Genomic DNA, 18525 nt, shown 5'->3' on the forward strand with positions numbered 1-18525 from the left:
AGGTCCGTTTTTTTTCATAACTTTAAGAGGTTTAAAATAATCAGCCATTCGTTTCGAAGGCAATGACTGATCAGGATTTTAAATAACAAGCCCGGTTCTGTTTCCCTGAGCCGGGCTTTTTTTTCATAGGTGTGTAGGGGCAATTTTAAGACGTCATGGTTGCAGGTTTGTTAAATGATAGGGGTAAATAAATCATATTTGTTAGGGCTGAAGCTGGTAAGCTCCATTTTGTTTTTCCCAGCGTAATTCCATAACCGTGCTCAACTTATCAAGCGTGCGGTTAATGGGATCGGTAGTTTGCAAGCGACCGTAAAAAGCTTTTGATGTTAAACCGGGAGCCAGGTTGATGCTAATACCATATTGAGTTTCGAGATCATGAATAACTTCGGCGAGGGATGCACCGTTAAAATCAAAGATCCCTTTGCGCCTGTCCAAAAATCTGGCCGCGTTCGGGTAGTTCTCCTTTACCAGGCTTGCCGTTGCTTTTTGATATACCATCCTTTGGTTGGCGGTTAACATGGTTGCGGCAGCGCTTGTATTTGTTGATACCCCCACCTTGCCGTTAACCAGTGTTACATCAATAGATTTAGCATGATCATACGCCTGGATATCAAAACTGGTGCCTAATACTACCGTTTTTATAACACCCGATTGGATAACAAAGGGATGATCGGTATCATGTTTAACTTCAAAATAAGCTTCGCCTTTAATACTCACATTACGCAATTTACCCCTAAACTTTTCGGGATAATTAAATGTAGTTGCCGGGCTAAGCCAAATACGGGTACCATCGGGCAGTTGTATTTGCTTGTACTCTCCCGGATTGGTGGTCAATTGCAGCTGTTTTACCGGATCAACCAGGTTGAGTATGGGTGTTCTGTAAAGCGCCGCGGTGCCTATAACAAAAACAACGGCTGCCGCGGCTGCCAAATTCCGCCATAGCTTATATATTTTTACTTTAGGTGCAAGCTGTTCATCTATACTGGTGTTAATACAGTTTAATATATTTGATCTGATCTGTTCAGTTGATGTATACCGACTATCTGAAAGCAATAGTTCTTCATCGTTAAAATCGGCATACCATTGCTCAAACCTCAACTTTTCGTCGGGGCTGAGTGTGCCTGTCAGCCATTTATGGGCCAGCTCTTCAGGGTTAAAGCTATTACTATCCATGGTTTACTTGGTATGTTTATACATATAGTCAGCCATAGCGCGTTTTACCCTTAGTGGTAAATGAAAAAAAGATGAATTATTTTTCGAGCAGGTAAAGCAGCAGCGGAATGGTGATATTTAATGTTTGCCTAAGCGTGTTTAATGCCTTGGTCATGTGCGCCTCTACCGTTTTTTCGGCGATGTTAAGTTCGGCGGCAATTTCGGCGTTTGTTTTATTTTGCTCACGGCTCAGCAAAAAAACTATCCGGCACTTTTCGGGCAAACGGCTAATGGTTTGTTCCAACTGTGTACGGAGTTCTTTTTCGGCCAGCCAGTTATTCGTACTATCCAGCTCACGCGGCGCATGAGTGGCCAGATGATCCACATGTTGCTTTTTAAGAAACTGCTTATCCAGGTGATTAATGATGCGGTACTTAACAGCAACCGATAAATAGGTATTCAGGCTATGAGAAAGTTCAATAGTTGCACGCCGCTGCCAAAGGCTTAAAAAAATTTCCTGTACTACTTCTTCGGCCTCATGTTCGTCATTTAACCGGTGCATAGCTACAATGAACAGTTTGTCCCAATAGCGGTTATACAATTCGGTAAAGGCCAACCGGTCATCCTTGCGGATCAATTCCAATAACTGGCGATCTGTTGCTGGTTGGTGGCGCTCCATATATAAACTATGACGATCAATTGCCGTATTCGTTACACAGCAATTATGCAAGTTTACAAGAAATCATCTAATTATACCAGATATGAGCGGTACCCTGTTAAGTATTTCGATATTTTCCTTAAAATAATAAGCAATACAACAAGTGCGGATTAATCATCCTGGTTATTTTCCTTTTAACTGTACCATTACCCTGATGGTTTTTAAGATTATCCCCATATCACTGTTGAAGTTGATATTGTTGAGATAGATAAGGTCATAACGGATGCGGCTGTGCATTTGATCCAGATTTTCGGCATAGCCATAAGATACCTGTCCTATGGAGGTAAGACCGGGTTTAATACGTAACAGCTTTTTATAGCTTGGCGATTTTTCAATAAGCTGTTCAATAAAATGCTGTCTTTCTGGCCTCGGCCCTACTACAGACATTTCACCTTTCAGTACGTTCCAAAATTGAGGTAACTCATCCAGCCTTGATTTTCGTAATAATCTTCCCCATGCAGTAATGCGTGGATCCCATTCGCTTGATAACTGCGGGCCGGCCTTTTCGGCATTTACATACATGCTCCTGAACTTGTATATGGTAAATGGCTTATGATTTCGGCCAATCCGTTCTTGTTTATAAAAGGCAGGACCTTTTGATGTTAGTTTAGTAATTAACATCAATAAAAGAAATATCGGAAACCCAACTATCATCACACTTACCGAAAACAGGATATCAAAGCTTCGCTTAAAGAATATTACTTTAAAGCTCAACTCAGAACCGGCAGACAGCTGGATAACCGGAAGATTTTCATAATTAACTATGCTGGCATAATTATTATTCAGGATCAGGTCTGATACCAGTTTTATTTTAACTGAGTTCTGTTCGCCAAAATCAACCAGCTTTTGCAGTAGTAGTGGGTGCAGGTATTTATAGCACACAAATATCTCGTCAGGACTCTTATTGATCAGTTTTTCCATCAAAACCTGTTCAGGAAAATCCTTTATCATCTCTTCCGAAATAAAATCGGTAAAGTAATAACCGTACTCCGGGTGTTTGGAGAACGACCTGATGAGGCGGTTTGCAATATCTTCATCTCCTATAACCAGCACGTGCCTTCTGTTATAACCCTTTTTGCGGATATAATCCAGGATAAAAAATATAACCGAACGCTGTATAATGATAAAAAAGAAGAACAGCGTATAGGTAAAGAACATCTCCCAGCGACTTACCTCATACAGTTTGAAGAAATAAATAACACTAAGAACAATCAGCAGATGATAAAGCAAGGACGATAAAAACCGGTTGAGGTTATCCTTTAGTACCAGCGGCCTGGAAATAATATAATTTTTGGTAATGGTTGAAACAGATACCCAAACCAGGTTAACAAGTAGTGTAAAATTTACGGATTCTATCTGTGACGAGTAGTATGTAAACACCAGTGTATGAGCACACTGTAACGCAATATTTAATACTATTAAATCACTTATAAAAGTAACAGGGGCGAGAAATTTAGAGTATCGTATTGCCATAGGTAAAGTTTTGCAAATATAGGACTTTATATGTTATATTATTTACATAATTACATAACGATAAAGTTTGCCTTTTAATACCATTACGATAATAAATTAAAGAACGCTACAGGGCGGAATATTTTTTTTACACTGTACTTAAAGCGTAAAAAAGCCTTTAATTATCATGTATATAGCTATTACAGGACAATAACTTTCATACAGATCAAACAAAAACCTCATAATACACTTTTTTATTTATAATTAAATAATAATTTATTAATATAGACAGATCTTCAAGATGACTACTAATTACTCCAATTCTATCAAGCCCCCCAAATTAGATAAATGATATTTGCTCTATTGCTTTATAAACTTTATCTACAGAGATGTTTTCCATGCAGTTTTCTTTTGCTCTGCTATACTCATAACCATAGTTTAAATACCCAAAGTGTCCTTCATCGGGCACTACCGAAATAGTATTATCATCGTAAGGACCCCAACGTAGCACATTGGTAGGCCCATGAAGGCATACCTGTTTCTTACTTAGTGCTGCTGCCATATGCGCAATGCCTGTGTTAACCGAAACCACCAGCTCACTTTTAACAATTAGGTGCGCTAACTCTTGTAAATTAACCCCGCCACTAAGATTTATAATTTTGTTGTTACTATTTGCTGATTCTAATAACTGAATTATCCTGTCTGATTTTTCTTTGTCGGCAGGGCTTCCCGTTATAACGATGTGATCAAACTTGTCATATATCTTTTCAATTAATTTTACCCAATTGCTATCAGGCCACTCCTTCATATAACTTTTAAACCCACCCGGCCATGGATGGATGATGCAATACTTTTTCAATCCCTTAACCAATGTATCTGATTTTTCTGTTGATATTACATTGATTTGGGGAGCGTGGTTGATGCCCTTATATACATCACTCACCAAACTTCTGAAATTTTCTATCTCATGCGTTTGAGATGAATGGATAATGGCTTTATCATAAACGTAATGCCGATACTGCTTATCTGATTGAAAACCATATTTGTATTTGGCCTTAACAAATTTTGCATAGATAGAATTGAGCCTTGGCCAGGGACCAAAATCAAATAGCAAATCAAATCCGCCTTCTTCGCGTATCATCTTTACAGTGGCTAGCCCATTGGTTACCGGTAATTTTATCACCTTATTTAAGCCCGGTATCAGCTTCACCAACTGATAATTTGTTGACCCTGTAAAAGCAATGATTTCGGCATCGGCGTAATCCGATCTGAGATCCTGGATAACAGCAGACATTAACACATTATCCCCAATTGAACCTATATTAAGTACAGCGATCCTACCTATTTTGACTGGTACACTTTTGTTTTTCTTTCTTAATATCCCCAAGGTTAAAACAATTGGGATACCCAAAAATCTGTCCAACTTATGAAACAGTCCGTTACCTTTTTCCATCTGTATGTATAAATCTCCTATGTACGCAATGCAATCAACCGTTTTAATAATAACCTATAATATAACAGGTTAAGAAACACCCTTGTCTCCTATTTGTATTTAGAGTGGCCCGAAAATTCAATTCACGATATTCCCTTGTATCTCATCAAAAATTTTTGTTAAATGTGACATGAAAATTTCAGGATCATAATTCTTTTCATAAAATCTGGTTTGAGAAGCAACAACGTTGTGCCTAAAATCCTCATTTGTGGTAATTTCTTTTATATAACCGTTATACTGTTGATAGTTATTAAAATCACATACTATTGATCCTGAATCATTTGCCAGTAACACAAACTCTTTGATATCAGATAACATTACCGGGCATTTAAAATGGAACGGAATGGAAACCAACGCGGTTTGCGTGGTAGATATGTATGGTAATACACAGATCAGCGCATTTTCAAACAGATATTTAAGTTCTGCATCGTCAATATGCCTGTTTATTATCATTACCCGTTGGCTATCAGGTACCTGAAACCATATATTACCGGCGCCGGCTATTAGCAAAGTGGCATCCACAGCTGATTTTAAGTGACATTCAATCAACCGTTCTAAACCCTTGTACTTATCCAGCCTTCCGAAAAACAAGATATATTTACCCGTTTTAATTTCGGCTGGCTTCAAGTTGCCATTAGCAATATGAGTATTTACTAATGTTGGCATACTTGTATAAAATGAGGGCTTGCTGTATTTGTTTTTTAGCTCCAAAAACTGAGCGTAGGAGTTTGTGATCCTGTAATCAGCTTTTTCGCGCAAATAAGCGGCCCGTGTGCTTTCGGTGCGTTCCAGCCACCTGTCTTTCATACTAACTATACTTTTTTCGTGCGGAATCAGGTCATGCACAGTATACATTATTTTAGATTGCCGAGCCATAGCGTCAATATTTTTAAAGAACAAGCCCTCAAATAGTATATATATTAAAGACGCGTTGAACTCCTTTGCTTTTCTTAAAACATACCTGTCAAAAAAAACGGGAAACACCTTTGATAATATATTCAGGAGACTATTTTTTATGATTACATAATCAATGTTAAGCCCTTCCAGTTCTTTTAACTCCGGATAATTCTCCAAATCGTTTCTTAAAACCAACGTAACATAAACCTGTTGATTTTCGGGCAGATGTTTCCTGATATTGTTTAATATAGTAAATGAGTAGTGCCTCATAGCAACTTCATACCAGGCACAAACTATATATATATTCATTAAACCAGCTCTTTATATATTTTCACAACCCCGGAAGCCATATTGTTAACGGAGTAATTTTTTTCAAAGTAATCTTTAATAACAGTTTCATTAAAGCTGGGATTTTCAAGCATCTGCTTTATTTTTTCAACCGCGCTACTTATGTCGCCCAGTTCATACAAATCTCCGGTGTCGCGATTAATCAAATCCTTGTTACCGGTAACATTGGTTGCTAAAATAGGCATTCCGGCGGCCATAGCTTCCAGCAGCGCCAACGGTAGCCCCTCCCATCTTGATGTAGTAAGGTACATATCACTTATTGATAAGTAAGCATCTATATTGTGCTGTACACCCAGCATGTTTATATTATCAATACCCTGTTGAGCAGCTTTTTCTTTAAGCGGTAAATAATCTTCTCCATCACCTAACCATAAGAAATTATATTCGGGGAGCGAGGCTGCAATATCAAAAGTTTCCTGCATATTTTTTTGATAATCAAACCTTGAAAACGTAAGGATAATTTTCCTTTCGGGCTGCTTAAACAAACTGTTCCTGAGGGCAGCCAGGTCTTCATTAGCAGGTGGATAAAAAGTAGGCACCCCATTTGGAATAATAGAAAACTTATTGCGCAGAAATAGCTTGCTTTGTTTTGCTTTTTCTCTTTCCGATTCTGAAACGTATATAATGTGATTAAATAATCCGCATGTAAGGTATTCGTAAGTTTGGTAAAGCATCATTGCCAATCTGGAATATTCATCAACGTGTATGCCATTGGGAGTATATATTAGTTTCAGGCTGGGCTTCAGGATCTTTAGTAATTTGCCATAAACAGATGCACCCTTGCCATGGCTATGTACAAGATGTATGTCATTTTTTTTTACATATTTCAATAACGAAAACAGCGCTTTTAAGGTGAGCTTACGATGAGGAATAGTGGTCATTTTTTCGTCTCCGAGTAAACCTTTATAGCTGTCAAAAAAGGGCTTATCTTCCGGGCATCCTGCAAAGCACTCCACTTGATTATGTATGGCTTTCAATAAATGCTGTACGTGCTTTGGCCCGCCCCCCATGTCAGCCCTGGCTGTTAACTGTATTACTTTTATCTTCATTATTATTTACTATTAATAATCCATAAACTACGCACAGATGCGCATACAACAAATCAGAGAACATAGAAACCCCGCTAACACAATTTGTTATAATTACCCCAATAAAGAAGTATTTGATTAACTTATATGGACTGTTTTTATTTATCTTAAATGCGGCTGCGGCTATTAAACTCAATAAGCAAATAGTTGCTATGATACCGCCGTATGCCTGGCAGTAAATTACCGCGCTTTCCGGAACGTTAACAATATCGGCATGGCTATAAGGACTTATATGATTATAAAAGTTGACAGGTGAAAAACCTAAACCGAAGAGTACATATTGAACATTGTGCGACAGGAAATTGAAATACGCTGCCCAGGTATTGATACGAAGACTGATATTGCTTTCGGATCCGTTATTTGAAAAGGAATCAATAGTGTAGGAAATCTTTTGTACAGCAGGCAGGTCAGATCCAAATATAACGATGCCGGTAATGATTATCGCAAAAACAATTAAGATCCAACCTCTTTTAAGAATTGATTTTTTAGACCGAAGAAAAGATAAGGTGTAAACCACCACCAGGATCAAAATAGCTTCCCGGCTAACGGTAATAACAATATTGATAAAAAACAAAGCCCCAACTATATAAAGGTGCTTACGTTTAATAACACCGCTTTGCTTTAATGATATAGCTAAAGTAAAAATTAACACACAATAAGAACCCCATATTCCGTGTGCGAGACCATTTAACTGAACAAGCTTTAATGAAAATATATCTATTCCCCTGTTAGACATTCCGCTGCTGAGTGTTTCTGCATCAGAAAATATGGTATTAGCCACAGAAAAATTCATCATGTACATCAGAATATTTATAAGCAACGCCACGCATCCAAAAAGCACTAAATTTTTTAATACTTTTTGAGTATTCCTGATCTTTGATGCCCAATAAATGATAGGGATATAAATTATTTCCTTAACGCTTCTTAAAATAGCTCCAAAATCAACAACCGATGCTTGTGATATTATGGAAAAAAGCACCATGCACAGAAATATACCCAACAAAAGCCGTTGTTCTGAGTAAAGTATAAATTGCTTAAAACCAAAAACCAGCCCTACAAACATAAACAGCTCTGGCAGAAAGATATTAACACCCTCAGTAATAACCAGCTTAGGAATAAATGCCGACAGGATTACACTATAAACTATAATGTTTTGCCAGTCGGTTTTTCGTACCGGTTTTTCTTCTGATAAGTATGATGTTGTAGTTGTCAATTAGGTATCAATATATAAAGGCATTCTAATGTTAAATATATAGGTATGGCGTAAAATCAATGGTGTATTTGAGTGCCGACCTTCTTGTGCCAATAACCTTTGCTGGCACACCGCCTGCAATACTCATAGCGGGCACATCTTTGGTTACAACTGCCCCACTGGCAATTACACAACCCTTACCAAGGGTAACCCCTGGCAAAATCATTGCCCGCGATGCAATCCAAACATAATCTTCAATAATTACATCGCCCTGCCTGGTTGCATGATAATCATCGTGTGGGTCGTGCTCCAAAGTATATATCCAGGTGCCTCTTGCTATATCTACGTTATCTTTAATGATGATTTTGCCTTTTCTGCCGTCAAGTAAACATTCCGGGTTAATAAAGCAGTTATCGCCTATAGTTATATTGTTTTTAGGGTCCTCCAGATTCAATATTTTGACATTGCAGCTCACAAAAGATCCCTTTCCTATTTTCATGTATAACCGCATGAAAAACATCCTGATAAAATTGATAGGTATCTTGCAAAAAAATGCGTTGAACAAATAAAGTGATATATAATTAAAGGCTTTTTTCATTTATAGGTTTGTTACTCCATGATCGTTTTGGGATGACTGTATAAAATTTTATTGTTTAGAGTAAGCTAAAAAACGTTTATCAATCCAATTAGCTACTGATATTTAACTGCTCGCGGCTTTCTTTGATGTTAATATTGAAAAAAATGATTTTACCCCAAGCAAAAAATACTTAGCTCCAAATCTAAGCCAACTAATTATATTATTTGAATGTGTCCTGTTAAAATCAAATGTTTGCTTCAGGTTGGCATTTGAACGGTTAGAAAATAATATGGCTTTAAAATCCTTAAATGATCGTACCTTATTTATCCCTGTTGTTTCAAAGTCATTATAAATTTTCAAAGAAGGTACCGCAAAAGCTTTATATCCCGCCTTTTTAGCTCTTAAAAAAAAGTCGATATCGCCATAATACTGGGGAAATCTTTTTTCGTCAAAATACATGATATGGGTAACAATGTGAGCAGGTATTAAAGTTCCCATACCACCAGACCAATCAATCTGGAGTATGTCATTGTAGATATCCTCCTTGTTAAACCCAATCAAAAGTTGCTTTCCTGTTTTTTCATAAAAATAACAACCAAAGTTAAATAATAAGCCCTCGTTATGTTGCCATAAAATTTTTGAAACAAAAATAGAATCGGAATCATATGCGTTGCTTAACATCAGCTTTTCCAATTCATAAAAATAATCTACAGAACATAGGGTATCATCATTCCATAATAAAATATGATCGCTTTTTAATACATCAATAGCATAATGGGCCCCCATGTTCATGGATCCCGTCCACCAAAGATTACCGTTACCTTTTAACAGATCAATATCCGGGTAATGCTCTTCTATCCATTGCGCAGTTCCATCAGTTGAATTATCATCAATTATAATGATCTTAAAAATATTAGTTCCGGTACCGTTTTCAGCATAATATTGCAATGCCTTATTGATGGCATCCACTCCCCTTATAGTAACTTCCAGTCTGTTAAAAACCGGTATTAAAATGGATATATTATTCATGCCGTTAGTTGATGTGTGGGTTACTCTCTGTTGTAAATACGAGTTTATACAGAAATTAAATCATGTACTCTTTTTCTAATAAAGAGATATTTTCAAATACTTTATTAATGTCAATCGCATCCAGACAGGGATAAGGATCAGTTGCGTTAAATTTGTAAATACACTGCCAATTACAATTAAAACAGGGCATCAGTTCATAACATAGTTTAACTTTTTTACTATTTCCATAACTAACAAATCGCTCAAAATGTCCTCCCCCGGCTAAACATATAGTAGCCTTATTTAATGCCATACTTAGATGATACGGCCCGCTATCATTACAAATAACACCTAAGCTTTTATTAATTATATAAGGCATTTCACCGAGTGCTGTTTTTCCGGATAGATCGGTGATTTTGTTTAGATGTCCGTGGGGTAAAGAATTGATAATTTCCCCAACAATCAATGAATCCTTCGGCGACCCGATAAAACAAACGTTATAACCTTTATCAATTAAAAAATCCACTATTTTAGCATAAGAAGATAATCTCAATTGCCTGTTTACCGATCCGGCTCCAGGGGCTACAATAAGATATGGACCCTCTATCTTTGAGTCATATCTATCAGCATCTAATTCAAGAGAAGGACCTTCTATGTGAGATTTAACCCCGGTTATAAACTCTGTAAGTGCCTTGTTAAAGCCAAATTCACTTTTAATATCAGAAGGCATTATAAACAGCTTATTGTAAATCAGATTAAAAATCGGTTTCTTCCAAAAACTCATTCTTAATGTATCGCCGTCTATGGTCACTTTTTCATCTGCGGCGGTAAGCCAGGTAATGATTTCCGTTTCGGGTGTACGCGAATAATGAAAATTAATAACTGCGCGATACTTACATACAGCAGCCTGTTTTAAGATATCTATCTTGTTTTTTAAAAAAGGCTGCAGATCAAATGAAATAACGTTGTCTATAACATCACCATCTAATTCCAATGCTAATTCTTTCAAAGCTTTATCACATATCACGGTGATTTTGCATTGTTTATATTTCTCGCTATAGGCTATTTCCCTCAAAAAATTTCTAAAAATGATATAATCACCAATGGCATCCATTTTTAGAATAAGAAGTCTATCAGACACCTTTTCCGGACTAAAAAGATGCCTGATCTTAGTTTTAACAACATATACCAGAAAAATAAATTGCTTTAACATCTCTTACAAATCTAACAGATCAAATATTTAATAAAATCCCTGATAACCTGTGCCAGCTATTTGTTCCAAATACCAGTTGCACTATTATTTATAATCCTGTAACATTGAATTGGGGACCATACCGAACTCACCAGCAGGCAAAGTATATTTGCTATTACAATTGACGACACCCCCAGTTGTGTGTATTTCACCAAAACATAGCATAAGGGTATATTAATAGTCCCTACAAATATCGAACTATATAATTGTAACCTGATTTTACCTACCCCGTTAATAAAGTAGGCAAAAACATTATTCCAGTTAGATACCATCGCATACACACCAAGAGAAATTGAAAGCGATAATGGTATAGCTATTTTACTACCAACCCATATCCTGTAAACTGTTCCGGCGGCAACAATTAAAAGTATTACACCCAAAACCTGAATTACCCATATCTTCAACAATTTTTTAAAAGCTTTATTTATCCAATCAAGATCCTTTACCGTGTAAGCATGGGTAAATGCCGACCAATACGGCATCATGATTATTAAAAATGCAATGGTAGGAATGGTAAAATATTTATATGCTACATTGAAAGAGGTAACATATTCGGGTGAATAGAATTGAGTTATAAGTATGTTATCTGTAGAAAAGATAATGATGCCTACAAATTGGATACAAAAAAACTGGATACCCACATTAAACAATGTTTTAATATAGCTTTTCCTGAAAAATTTAAATGACGGTTTTAGAAAACTATATTTCGACTTTGAATAAATGATATAGTTAAAAAAGATCAATACAATTACCGGAGCTAAGGCTACGGTAATACTAAACAAAGCAAAAGATGGCTTTGCGGTTTTTGAAAGTAAAAAAATGCAGGTAAGGGTTGATAAGCTTATTGAAAAATCAAGAAGGGTTCTTAAATAAGTTTTTTGCATAGCAATAGCCACCGTTCCGCCCAGATCTAAAACAAGCCTTATGCAAAAAGAAAGAACGATAAGGTAAGTAGTGAGCAGCAGTGTTTTGGAATTGATATTCGTTTTTAATATGCTATTCCAATCCAAAAACACATTGCACAATGCAAAAACTATAAAAAGACCAAGCATCACCGTACCAAAAAGCACATAAGTGGTGCTTACATATTCGCGTGCTAAAGTATTATTGCCCTGTGCTACAGCTTCGGTTAATTTGTTTCGAAGACCATTACCTAAGCCTACGTCCATATAGGATAGCCATCCGGTTATTGATGTGAGGGTAAGCCATACCCCATATTCAGTTTTATCAATATACAACAGGGCTATGGGCACCAAAAGAAAACTGCAAAATAACCCTGCTCCTTTAAAAACTACATTTAAGGTTGTATTTATCTGTATAGCTCTCGATCGTTCATCCTTATTAAGAATCAAAGTTTTAATTTTCTCTATCATCTTTAACTATCCTTACCCCCCAATTCCCTAAAACTTCTGGCTAATAACAACCAAAAAATACAAACAAATGCAAAAAGTAGCCCTCCCAGTAATATTCCGCCTATCTTGCCTAATTTTTCTTTGGTCAATGGAAATACAGGGGTATCAATTACCTGTATTAAGGGGGCCTCCTGACGAAGCGAGATTTTAGCTAATTCCAGGTTCTTAACAATTTCGGCATAAATAGCTGTACTTGCCTGCACGTCTATCTGTTTTCTCTGAGATGGCACTTTAAGGATTGAATGCAAAGGGTTAGCATTAGGAATAGCATCAATGGATGAGGCTACGCTACCTAAACTACTATTTAAAACAGCTTTTACACTATCAGCCTGCCGTTGAAGAACATTTACATTAGTTGATGTCTTTTTTATTTTAGTTTTAATATAAAAGTCATTAACCGTTGTAACCAATTTATCGTTAAACTCCTTGGCAAAAAGTTCATCTACAAACGAAATATCAACCTTTATAATAGTGAGTTTTTTATCAGGCTTACTTATATCTAATACTTTTTTATTAATGGCTTTAGCTATATCGGTTATGATACTATCCTGTGTACGGTTAAAGCTATCTGATGATCCCAGAAAATTAATGGTATCTATACCCTTTTGTTTCCACTTTTTTCTAAGCTCCAGGGCACTGATGTATCTGTCAATTAATAATTGCTTTCTATTGTTAACTGTTATTTCGCTTAGAAGGGCTTTCTCGATCATGATTCTGGATTTATAAAGCTCCATAATGTTATCGCCCTGAAAAACACCACCCGCGCCTGCAGCTCCTCCCAGGTCTATCCCTGCCAATGAAGCCAGCCCGGCAACCTGACTTAATCCTCCCCCGGATTTACCCTCATCTAAAACAAATGTACACGTGGCCGTATAAACAGGCTTTTTTACAAAAGAATAAATAAGCCCTAAAACCCCGCCCAAAACGCCAAAGGCAACTATAGTTAATATTTTGGTTTTTAGATATTTAACAACCAATTTATATCGCAACAGAACATCTTTTATAGATAATTCATCAGGCTCAGTTGTTTTTGGTTTGTCCATTTAGTATCCAATAAAGTGGTTAAAATTCAATAAAGAGGGATTATTTATTCAAACTAACTATTCCAAAAATAATTGCACCTAATGAGGCCAGCCCGGTTGCCAATCCTATAAAGTTTTGTATCCCGCCACCTTTTGATTCAGGTTTTTTAGGTACATATATTTCGGATCCGGGTTTTACATCGGGATGATTGTTAAAAAACAGGAATTTGCGTGTCCCCTTTACCGTTCCGTTAGCGTAAACAACATATGCCCCTCTTCTTAATGACCGCGGCGAATAACCACCCGCATTATAAATATAATCATTAAAGGATTTTGAATTGTTGTAAACAACAGCGCTTGGGTATAATACCTCGCCATTAACCCGTACAACCTGTTGTTGCTTAGGTACGCGCAGCACGTCGCCATCCTCCAGCAACAGATCGCCTTTTGAGCCGGGTGATTTCAAGACGCTTTTAAGATCTATGCCAACAAAGTTATTTCTCTGTTGCATATCGTTGTTAACACCGGTTGTATCACTATAAGTTCTTTTTAGCCTGTTCAACTGCTCATTACGTTCCCGGGCTATAGCTACCGTATCTGATTTGCTTTTATCGATACCCAAAATGGCTATATAGTTTCTTTTTAATGATCCGCCATCTACATCTGCCGAAGCTGTTAAACCACCTGCCCTGGCAACCAGGTCAGATATTTTTTCGTTTTTGGTTTTAATTGTATATGTACCTGGGTATAAAACTTCCCCCTCTATGTGCACTATTTTCTGCTTCTCAAATCCGGGCAGGTTATATACCGATACAATATCATAAGGTTTCAATACAAATCCTGTATCTGTGGCGCTGATAGGCCCATCTATATTAACAACATAAACCTGTGCTACCGCGCTGTTTCGGGAAGATGGATCGCCATTGTTTATTCTTCTGGCTACTTCAATCCTGTTAGTACTCGCTCCTTCGGCAAAGCCACCTGCTTTTTGTATCAGATCGGCTACCGTTTGATGTTCCGAATAAGCAAATACACCCGGTTTACGTACCGCGCCATTAATGGTAACCTGGTATATATCACGCAAATCAAAAATTGATGATATGGTGATGATATCTTCCCGCTGTAAAGCAATAGAAGATTTTTTACTGATGATATCTTTTACATTAAATGGAATAAGCTCTGTTGTATTATCTGGCTTTAACCTTACAATATTTCCACGCTCCATAAAAGCGTCTTCTTTTAGTCCAGAAGCTTTCTCAATAAGCTGCGCTAATGTTAGCCCATTTTGCAACTCATATTCTCCTGGCCTGAAAACCGCTCCATTAATAACCACCCGGTTTTCAAACCGGCTTAAAACGGATTCTACAGTATATCTATCGCCTCTTAATGGTATGTAATTTTTATAATCGGCTTCAAAAACATCGGTTAAGCGGCGCTGCTGATCACTCACTTGCGTTACCTTAATCCGTGCGGTATAGGCGCTGTCTGTAAAACCGCCGGCAAAATCAATTACATTTTGCAGATTTTCGCCCGGTAAAACCTCAAATAATGCAGGTATTTTAACTTGCCCGTCCATTTCAACACGCGTTCTGTAAGTAGGTACCCGCACAATATCCTGATCCTGCAGGGTTATATTATCTTTTTGACTTCCCTTTACCAGAAAGTCATAAACATCCAAATGCCTGATGATACGGTTGTTCCGGATGATCTCGATCTGCCTTAATGTACCTATACGGTTTGGGCCACCTGCGGCATAAAGCGCGTTAAAAACAGATGATAATGATGACAAGGTATATGTGCCTGGCTTGGTTAACTGCCCTACCATAATAACCTTAATGCTACGGATATTACCCAACGTGATCTGTACGTTTGTACCCCGCCCTAAAGCATAATTACTGGCTTGCAGCCTGCTTTTTATAGTGGCTGTTGCCTGCTCAATAGTTTTACCTCCAACGTTGATGATACCCACACCGGGAATATTAATATTACCATCTGGCGATACATCGAGTTTCCAATTTACCTGTGAGTTGCCATAAACATTAATAATAAGCTGATCTTCTGTACCTAGTACGTAGTTTAAAGGAGTTGCCAGTTTTAAATTGGGCTCAAACTTCATATTCCGGTTTTGAAATATATCTAGGCCAAATATTTTGGGGCCACGGTTATTAGTATTCTGAACAGATTTATCATTTTCGAGCGAGTCGACTTTGTAATTTAAACTCCGTTTTCCTGATGAACCGCTGCTGTCGCTGGCCGACAACCCCGCGCCACCACTTTTCCTGATCAGATCAACACGGGCCTGTAATTTCTGGATCTGCGCATCTGGCATACCCCGGCCGCGGGCCTGTTGTATCAAATCATCATCACTTAGTCCTGAACTTTGGGCCTGCTGCATTAACTGCCTTATCTGCTGATCAGATAAAGCATCTACATTAATATTGGAAAGATTTTGGGGGTTTATATTGCTTTGCGCAGTGGCATGGTTGATTGCCCCGCAACAAAACACAATAAAAAGCAGAAATATAAGGAACTTAGTTTTAATCATATTTGAAAAATATCGGGGTCTAAGCCCTGCAATAAACGGATTTAGATTTTTGCAAAGGTAAACCAATTTGTTGGCGAAGACGGTTGTAAAATTTTATATTACTTAATGATTTTATAGTTTTTTTTAACCAAATATTAAATTACATTCTCCATAAAGTTAAAAAACACAAATAACAGATTTATTTTTTAAACCTTGCCAGGAATTTGCTGCCTGATCTTTTCGATAATAGAAGTTGATGAGTAACCTTGCACAAAATCAATGGTTTTTACATCACCGCCATTGGCTAACACTTCTTTGCTTCCAACAATATTTTCCACGGCATAGTCTGCCCCTTTTACCAGGATATCGGGCAATAAGGTACTAATAAGATTAAGTGGGGTATCTTCTTCAAAAATTACAATAGCATCAACAAAAAACAGGGCAGCCAAAATAGCCGCACGACTATTTTGATCATTTACCGGCCTGCTTTCCCCCTTAATGCGCTTTACCGAACTATCGGCATTTAAACCAATAATAAGCTTTTCACCAAGTTCGGCGGCTTTGGCCAGGTAAGTAATATGACCGATATGCAGAAGATCAAATACGCCATTGGTAAAAACAACCTTTTGCCCTTTATTTTGCCAGTCTTTAACCTGAGTTTTAAGCAAAGAGATATTAGTTATTTTGCTTATCAATATTTTTTCGAGGTCGATTCTCATGTATTTATATCTTATGGCACCTGTGTGATTGGTTGACTAAGCTGATATGTTACTGAAACAAATCATCAACCGATTGGCAAAGTATATGCCCTATTAATATATGCATTTCCTGTATGCGGGCGGTTATGTTTGATGGTACAATGATGTTCAGATCACATAATCCGTTCATTTTACCTCCATCACGTCCCGATAACCCCAGGGTTTTACACTTAAATTTTGCAGCGGTTTCAAAGGCATTGAGGATACCCTGGCTATTACCACTGGTTGAAATACCTATAAACAGATCACCGGTATGCGCGAAAGCTTCAACCTGGCGAGAAAATACATGATCATAACCATAATCATTGGCTATAGCCGTAAGTGCCGATGTATCAACCGTTAAAGCAATGCCAGGCAAAGCTCTCCGTTCTTTAACAAATCTACCGCTTAACTCGGCGGCAATATGCTGGGCATCGGCTGCACTGCCACCGTTACCTGCCAATAAAACCTTGTTACCGTTTTTTATTGTATCAGATATCATTTGACAGGCCTTTTCAATATCACCGGCAAGGTTATCTATAACCCGTTGTGTGGTATTCTGGTGATCTTGTAGTGCTTCTAAAATCATTGTAATTATATTGTTTGGAAACTTTTGTGTTTGATATAGCTGCTAACTTTTATTTTTTAGGCCAGACTTAATTTTCCTTCTTCATGTCAAGAATAATTTCATCAATAGTTGTGGTAGCACTGCCTACCTGGCGTATCACTATAGCAGCAGCATGATTAGCTAATTCGCCTGCTTCTTCTATAGTTAAACCTGCTGCTATAAAGTAAGCCATTGTAGCTAAAACAGTATCACCTGCTCCTGTTACATCAAATACTTCAGTGGCTTTTACCGGCAATAACTTATATCCTGATTCGCTTAAAATCAACATACCTTCTTCAGAGAGTGTTACTACAAGATATTCGGCACCAGTCTGTTTCAAAATAATTTTTGCCGCATGCTGCAAGCTTTCCAATGTATCTACCTTTTCAAGTTGAGCAGCCTCTGCCAATTCCTTACGATTTGGTTTAATGATATAAGCTCCTTTATATTTCTCGTAATTTAATCCTTTAGGGTCAATCACTACCTTTTTACCATAACGGGTAGCTTCCTGAATTAATTTTTGGGTAAGAAATGGAGAAAACAAACCCTTATTATAATCTGATAATACTACAATGTCTGCTTTCTCTAAATAATCAGCCAACTCATTAAGCAGCTTGTTAGCAATGGTCTCTGATACAGCACTGGTAACTTCACGATCTATCCGAACCAACTGATGACTCCCTGCAAGTACCCGGGTTTTTACAGTAGTAACGCGTGATTCATCTTTAATTATGGTATGGGTTTGCACACCCTCATCACTAAGTATCTCTATTAATTGAACACCCGCGCTATCATTACCTATTACTCCGGCAACCGCTACTTGCGCGCCTAAGGCTACCAGGTTTTGGACTACGTTACCCGCACCTCCCAGTGTAACCGATTCATTTTTCACATTAACTATGGGCACAGGAGCCTCCGGTGATAGCCGGGATGCGCTACCAGTAATATAATGATCGATCATCAGATCGCCTATAACAAGTATATTTGGTTTATGGGTGGCTGATTTAATGGAATGTATCTTGCTTATCATTTATTTAAAAGTAGCTG

General features: G+C 37.5%; 16 protein-coding genes. All 16 read right to left on the bottom strand.

Going from position 1 to position 18525, the window contains the following annotated elements; genetic code table 11:
* Positions 1–201 precede the first annotated feature (201 nt).
* The 16 genes from FHW89_RS09625 to rfaE1 all read right to left on the bottom strand — a co-directional run bounded on the left by FHW89_RS09625 (position 202) and on the right by rfaE1 (position 18508).
* A complete protein-coding gene (locus FHW89_RS09625; protein ID WP_172334812.1) occupies positions 202–1173 on the bottom strand; it encodes a FecR family protein in 972 nt (323 codons plus the stop codon).
* Positions 1174–1249: 76 nt separating this feature from the next.
* Positions 1250–1831, bottom strand: a complete 582-nt coding sequence (locus FHW89_RS09630) for an RNA polymerase sigma-70 factor (RefSeq protein ID WP_172334813.1) — start codon at positions 1829–1831, stop codon at positions 1250–1252.
* Between the two features lie 162 nt (positions 1832–1993).
* On the bottom strand, positions 1994–3343 hold the full coding sequence (locus FHW89_RS09635) for a sugar transferase (protein WP_172334814.1): 1350 nt from the start codon (positions 3341–3343) through the stop codon (positions 1994–1996).
* 319 nt (positions 3344–3662) lie between these two features.
* Complete coding sequence (locus FHW89_RS09640; protein ID WP_172334815.1) at positions 3663–4775, bottom strand: glycosyltransferase family 9 protein; 1113 nt, start codon at positions 4773–4775, stop codon at positions 3663–3665.
* Between the two features lie 117 nt (positions 4776–4892).
* Positions 4893–6020, bottom strand: coding sequence for a glycosyltransferase (locus FHW89_RS09645; protein ID WP_172334816.1), 1128 nt, complete (start codon positions 6018–6020; stop codon positions 4893–4895).
* Positions 6020–7108: a glycosyltransferase gene (locus FHW89_RS09650; RefSeq protein WP_172334817.1), complete on the bottom strand. Its 1089-nt coding sequence runs from the start codon at positions 7106–7108 to the stop codon at positions 6020–6022. Before FHW89_RS09650 ends, FHW89_RS09645 begins: the two co-directional genes overlap by 1 nt.
* On the bottom strand, positions 7071–8360 hold the full coding sequence (locus FHW89_RS09655; protein WP_172334818.1) for an O-antigen ligase family protein: 1290 nt from the start codon (positions 8358–8360) through the stop codon (positions 7071–7073). The genes FHW89_RS09650 and FHW89_RS09655 overlap by 38 nt, the downstream gene beginning before the upstream one ends.
* Before the next feature lie 31 nt (positions 8361–8391).
* Positions 8392–8838 carry a DapH/DapD/GlmU-related protein gene (locus FHW89_RS09660; protein ID WP_216650523.1) on the bottom strand — a complete coding sequence of 149 codons (447 nt, stop codon included), beginning with the start codon at positions 8836–8838 and terminating at the stop codon, positions 8392–8394.
* Positions 8839–9039: 201 nt separating this feature from the next.
* Entirely contained in the window at positions 9040–9945 is a 906-nt protein-coding gene (locus tag FHW89_RS09665; protein ID WP_172334820.1) for a glycosyltransferase family 2 protein, read from the bottom strand.
* A gap of 55 nt (positions 9946–10000) precedes the next feature.
* Positions 10001–11137, bottom strand: coding sequence for a glycosyltransferase family 9 protein (locus tag FHW89_RS09670; RefSeq protein ID WP_172334821.1), 1137 nt, complete (start codon positions 11135–11137; stop codon positions 10001–10003).
* 56 nt (positions 11138–11193) lie between these two features.
* On the bottom strand, positions 11194–12549 hold the full coding sequence (locus FHW89_RS09675; RefSeq protein ID WP_172334822.1) for a lipopolysaccharide biosynthesis protein: 1356 nt from the start codon (positions 12547–12549) through the stop codon (positions 11194–11196).
* 2 nt (positions 12550–12551) lie between these two features.
* Positions 12552–13631, bottom strand: a complete 1080-nt coding sequence (locus tag FHW89_RS09680; RefSeq protein WP_172334823.1) for a Wzz/FepE/Etk N-terminal domain-containing protein — start codon at positions 13629–13631, stop codon at positions 12552–12554.
* A gap of 40 nt (positions 13632–13671) precedes the next feature.
* Positions 13672–16155, bottom strand: coding sequence for an SLBB domain-containing protein (locus FHW89_RS09685; RefSeq protein WP_216650524.1), 2484 nt, complete (start codon positions 16153–16155; stop codon positions 13672–13674).
* Positions 16156–16340: 185 nt separating this feature from the next.
* Positions 16341–16853, bottom strand: a complete 513-nt coding sequence (gene rfaE2, locus FHW89_RS09690; RefSeq protein ID WP_172334824.1) for a D-glycero-beta-D-manno-heptose 1-phosphate adenylyltransferase — start codon at positions 16851–16853, stop codon at positions 16341–16343.
* 49 nt (positions 16854–16902) lie between these two features.
* On the bottom strand, positions 16903–17460 hold the full coding sequence (gene gmhA, locus FHW89_RS09695) for a D-sedoheptulose 7-phosphate isomerase (RefSeq protein ID WP_172334825.1): 558 nt from the start codon (positions 17458–17460) through the stop codon (positions 16903–16905).
* Between the two features lie 67 nt (positions 17461–17527).
* On the bottom strand, positions 17528–18508 hold the full coding sequence (gene rfaE1 / locus FHW89_RS09700) for a D-glycero-beta-D-manno-heptose-7-phosphate kinase (protein WP_172334826.1): 981 nt from the start codon (positions 18506–18508) through the stop codon (positions 17528–17530).
* Between the last annotated feature and the right edge of the window lie 17 nt (positions 18509–18525).

Origin of the sequence: Mucilaginibacter sp. SG564 (assembly GCF_013149275.1) — a bacterium.
Taxonomy (GTDB): Bacteria; Bacteroidota; Bacteroidia; order Sphingobacteriales; family Sphingobacteriaceae; genus Mucilaginibacter.

Excerpts from the sequence above, each read along its gene's own strand:
- FHW89_RS09625 (WP_172334812.1), bottom strand. The coding sequence starts at position 1,173 with ATGGATAGTAATAGCTTTAACCCTGAAGAGCTGGCCCATAAATGGCTG.
- FHW89_RS09630 (WP_172334813.1), bottom strand. The coding sequence starts at position 1,831 with ATGGAGCGCCACCAACCAGCAACAGATCGCCAGTTATTGGAATTGATC.
- FHW89_RS09635 (WP_172334814.1), bottom strand. The coding sequence starts at position 3,343 with ATGGCAATACGATACTCTAAATTTCTCGCCCCTGTTACTTTTATAAGT.
- FHW89_RS09640 (WP_172334815.1), bottom strand. The coding sequence starts at position 4,775 with ATGGAAAAAGGTAACGGACTGTTTCATAAGTTGGACAGATTTTTGGGT.
- FHW89_RS09645 (WP_172334816.1), bottom strand. The coding sequence starts at position 6,020 with ATGAATATATATATAGTTTGTGCCTGGTATGAAGTTGCTATGAGGCAC.
- FHW89_RS09650 (WP_172334817.1), bottom strand. The coding sequence starts at position 7,108 with ATGAAGATAAAAGTAATACAGTTAACAGCCAGGGCTGACATGGGGGGC.
- FHW89_RS09660 (WP_216650523.1), bottom strand. The coding sequence starts at position 8,838 with ATGAAAATAGGAAAGGGATCTTTTGTGAGCTGCAATGTCAAAATATTG.
- FHW89_RS09665 (WP_172334820.1), bottom strand. The coding sequence starts at position 9,945 with ATGAATAATATATCCATTTTAATACCGGTTTTTAACAGACTGGAAGTT.
- FHW89_RS09670 (WP_172334821.1), bottom strand. The coding sequence starts at position 11,137 with ATGTTAAAGCAATTTATTTTTCTGGTATATGTTGTTAAAACTAAGATC.
- FHW89_RS09675 (WP_172334822.1), bottom strand. The coding sequence starts at position 12,549 with ATGATAGAGAAAATTAAAACTTTGATTCTTAATAAGGATGAACGATCG.
- FHW89_RS09680 (WP_172334823.1), bottom strand. The coding sequence starts at position 13,631 with ATGGACAAACCAAAAACAACTGAGCCTGATGAATTATCTATAAAAGAT.
- FHW89_RS09685 (WP_216650524.1), bottom strand. The coding sequence starts at position 16,155 with ATGATTAAAACTAAGTTCCTTATATTTCTGCTTTTTATTGTGTTTTGT.
- rfaE2 (WP_172334824.1), bottom strand. The coding sequence starts at position 16,853 with ATGAGAATCGACCTCGAAAAAATATTGATAAGCAAAATAACTAATATC.
- gmhA (WP_172334825.1), bottom strand. The coding sequence starts at position 17,460 with ATGATTTTAGAAGCACTACAAGATCACCAGAATACCACACAACGGGTT.
- rfaE1 (WP_172334826.1), bottom strand. The coding sequence starts at position 18,508 with ATGATAAGCAAGATACATTCCATTAAATCAGCCACCCATAAACCAAAT.